This window comes from Dactylosporangium sp. NPDC049140 (assembly GCF_040648435.1).
In genome coordinates this window covers 1-3,545 of sequence record NZ_JBEZDS010000028.1, presented here as the reverse complement: position 1 = coordinate 3,545, position 3,545 = coordinate 1, and the positions used below count along the sequence as shown (strand labels likewise).

The 3,545-nt window shown below is 69.6% G+C and carries 4 protein-coding genes; 2 read left to right on the top strand and 2 right to left on the bottom strand.

Annotated elements, in window-relative coordinates; translation table 11 throughout:
• Nucleotides 1-64: 64 nt before the first annotated feature.
• Both AB0B76_RS34950 and AB0B76_RS34945 read right to left on the bottom strand, forming a co-directional pair.
• The gene (locus AB0B76_RS34950; protein WP_360383401.1) at nucleotides 65-958 is read right to left on the bottom strand and encodes a dihydrodipicolinate synthase family protein; all 894 of its coding nucleotides are present in this window, start codon (nucleotides 956-958) and stop codon (nucleotides 65-67) included.
• Nucleotides 955-2,097, bottom strand: a complete 1,143-nt coding sequence (locus tag AB0B76_RS34945; RefSeq protein ID WP_360383398.1) for a mandelate racemase/muconate lactonizing enzyme family protein — start codon at nucleotides 2,095-2,097, stop codon at nucleotides 955-957. The genes AB0B76_RS34950 and AB0B76_RS34945 overlap by 4 nt, the downstream gene beginning before the upstream one ends.
• 95 nt (nucleotides 2,098-2,192) lie before the next feature.
• Between AB0B76_RS34945 and AB0B76_RS34940 the strand changes: the two genes are divergently transcribed.
• The gene (locus tag AB0B76_RS34940) at nucleotides 2,193-3,020 is read left to right on the top strand and encodes an IclR family transcriptional regulator (RefSeq protein ID WP_360383396.1); all 828 of its coding nucleotides are present in this window, start codon (nucleotides 2,193-2,195) and stop codon (nucleotides 3,018-3,020) included.
• Nucleotides 3,021-3,060: 40 nt separating this feature from the next.
• Nucleotides 3,061-3,545 (top strand): sugar ABC transporter permease (locus AB0B76_RS34935; protein WP_360383393.1); only part of this gene is annotated, 485 nt, incomplete at its 3' end.

Below are 3,545 nucleotides of genomic sequence, written 5' to 3'. Positions count from 1 at the left end.
TCGGCCGCACGAGGATCGGTCGCAGGGGAACCGGGCCCGTGCGGGGATGCCGCGAATGGTCGTGTCACAGGCCCAAGTCCGTCAGGATCTCGTCCAGCGCCTTCAGCGTTCCCTCGTCCGCGTCCGTCGCTGGTGCGCGGACCGTTGTGGACTCGATTACGCCGCGGCGGTGCAGGACGTGTTTGTGGATGGACCAGGCTATGCCCGGCTGCAGGCCGAAGCGGATCAGTGGCAGTAGGCGATTGAACGCGGCGCGTGCCGTTTCGTGTTCGCCTGATGCGTGTGCGGACAGTACTGGGGCCAGCAGGTCCGGGAACTCGCTCGCGGGCATGGTGCCTACCGCGCCGCGCGTGTACTCGTCCAAAACGAACAGTGCGTTCTGTCCACCCAGCACGAGGAAGTCGTCGGGGGTAGCGGCCACGACGGCGCCCAGTTTCGGGGCGGTCGGCTGGGTCTCGATTTTCGCGGAGGTTACGCCGTCGAGTTTGGAGAGTTCGGCGATCAGCGGTACCGGCAGGTTCACCCCGGTGGAGGCGGGCGCGTCCTGGATCATGACGGGTAGGCCACCCTCGGTACCGACGGTGCCGTAGAAGTCCACGATCTGCGCGGGGGAGGGCTTCACCATGAACGGCGGGATCACCATGCCGACGGTGGCCCCGGCCTCGGCGGCGGCGCGGGACTGAGCGATCGCGTCGGCGGTGCCGGTCGCGGAGATGCCGGCGACGATTGGGGCTTCGGGGGGAAGCTCAGCGAGTACCGTTGCCAGAATTTGCTTTCGTTCTTCGGCGGTCAGCGCGAAGCCCTCGCTGGCGAAACCGAACACCGCCACCCCGTCGGCGCCGGAGTGCGCATTGAACGCGACCAGGCGGCGCAGGCTGTCCAGGTCGAGCGCCCCACCGGGCTGGAAGGGCGTGGCCAGCACCGGAATGAGGCCACGAACATCGGACGAGCGGGTCACTGATCCTCCACGAGCGCGGTGATGTCGACGTCGACGCCCAGGCCGGGCGCCGTCGGCAGGGGGAACGAGCCGGGGCCGCCGGCCAGCGGGGCGGTCAGGATTCGGTTGGCGACAGGGAACGGGCCGGGCTGGAACTCGAAGGCCGGCATGGCTTCGATCGCCGCCGCTACGTGCAAACCCGCCGCCAGTACCACGCCGAGCCCGACCGAATGATGCGGCGCAACCGGGACATGGAAAGCGGCCGCGACCTCGGCGATCGCCATCGCCTCGGTGATGCCGGTGCGGCCGATGTCGGGTTGTGCAAGGTCGAGTGCACGAGTCTGCAACCACTGCCGGAACTCGTACCGGTGCCGCATCGCCTCGCCGACCGCGACCGGCGTGATGAGCGCCGCCGCGAGTTCTCGGTGTGCCTCCAGGTCCTCCGGGGCCAGCGGCGCCTCCAGGAACCACGCACCGCGCTCATCAAGCGCGCGGCCGAGTCGCAGTGCGTCACTGAGGTCGTACGCCCAGTGCGCATCGACGGCCACTCGCATCCCCGTCGCGGCCACGGCGTCATAGGTGGCCAGGTCCCGCTCGACGCCGTGCCCGAGATGGAGCTTCACATGAGTTGCACCCTGTGCAAACCAGTTGCGGGCCAGCTCGGCGCGGGCGGCGTCGTCCGGGACCGGAAGGCCCGACACATACGTCGGGACGGGGTCTCGGAAGGCGCCGCCGAGCAGGGCGTACACCGGTAGGCCGGCCGCCTTTCCGGCCAGGTCCCACAGCGCGATGTCCACGGCGGCGAGGGCGTCGGCCTGGTGTCCGCCGAGGTGTCCGCGCTCGCGCATGAGGCCGGACAGTCGCGACCACAGGGGCCGGACGGGCCGGGGGTCGGCGCCGAGCAGTACCGGCGCGAGCAGGCGGTCGACGATCGCCTGGGCCACCTCGGGCCCGACCGGGGCCAGGCACTCGCCCCACCCGACCGTGCCGTCGTCGCAGGTCAGCCGCACGATCATGGTCTCGTAGCGGTCGGAGTAGAGGCTGCGCCAGGGTGGGCGCTGGTAGTACGGCCGGTCGGAGGCCTCGCGGGTCGCCGCGCCGAGGTACACGTCCTCGCCGCGCAGCTTCACGGCCCACGTGGCCACGTCAACGATCTTCACAAGGCATCCTCACGATGCGGTTGACCGCTTGCAACATGCGGGATATCTTTCCGTATCGCGCAAGCAATTTCCAGAGTCGTGGCGAGAGAGGTCCGATGGCAGCGGATGCCGGAAGCAACCAGAGCGTCGACCGCGCGCTGACCGTCCTGCGAGTGTTCACGACCGGGCGGAGCGAACTGCGCGTTTCTGACGTTGCCAAGCTCGCCGACCTCGGCCTGTCCACGGCCTCGCGCCTGCTGGGAACCCTGGAGGCGGCCGGGTTCGTCGACCGCGACCCGATCAGCGGGCTGTACCGCCTGGGCCTGGACACCGTCAGCCTCGGCGGCGCCGTGCTCAACGCGCATCCCGTGCACCGCGAGGCGCGCCAGATCGCGCAGAATCTTGCGGCCGAGGTCGGCCTCGGCGTCAACGTCGCGGTGCGCCGCGACATCCGCCTCTTCTACCTGCTCAACTTCGAGGGCCGCCAGGCGCCGCGCTCCTTCACCCTCGCCGGCCAGCACAATCCGTTGCACGCCACGGGGCTGGGCAAGGCGCTGCTCAGCGGCGTCGATCCGCGGGAGCGCCGGGAGGTGCTTCCGGGCCCGTTCTTCATGTCGTACACGCCGAGGACGATCACCGACCACGACGCGCTCGACACCGAGATCCAGCGTTCGCTGGCGCGCGGGTACTTCGCCGAGGTCGAGGAGCTCGCGCTGGGCCGCGCCTGTCTCGCCGCCCCGATCCGCGACGCAACCGGCGGCGTGGCCGCGGCGTTGTCCGTTTCCGGTCCGCTGTCGGCGATCGACCTGCCGAACCGCGAGCCGGAGCTGGCGCGCAGCGTCATCGAAGCCGCGGACTCGATAAGCATCGGCCTCGGCTACGTGGGCCCGGGTCACCAGGGCGCGTTCCCGGTCGGCATCGCCCGTGCGGAGGAGCCGCGATGAACAAACAGTGCGCGTTCTCGTTCGAAATCGGGGAGCGGCGATGAAAGACCGCACCTTCGGCTTCCTGCTCACCCTGCCGGCCCTCGCGCTGCTGGGTGCCGTCGTGCTGTACCCCCTGGTCGGTGCCCTGTCCACCAGCCTGTTCCACCAGAGCCTGGTCCTGCCCGGCCGCTCCTTCGCCGGACTCGACAACTTCACCACCGTCCTGCACCAGAACTTCTGGCCCGTCCTCGGTCACACCGTCGTCTTCACCATCGGCTCGACGGTCGTACCGGTGCTCATCGGCTTCGCCCTGGCCCTGGCGCTGAACTCGCGCATCCGCGGCCGCGCGGTGCTGCGCGGGCTGTTCCTGATGCCGTGGGTCATCCCGGGTGTCGTCGTGTCGTTCATCTGGCTGTGGATTTTCAACGCGAACTATGGGCTGCTCAATGGGTTGCTCACGACGCTGCATCTGGTGGATGAGCCGGTGTCGTGGTTGGGGCAGCCGGGTACGGCGATGGCGGCGATCGTGGTGGCCAAGTCGTG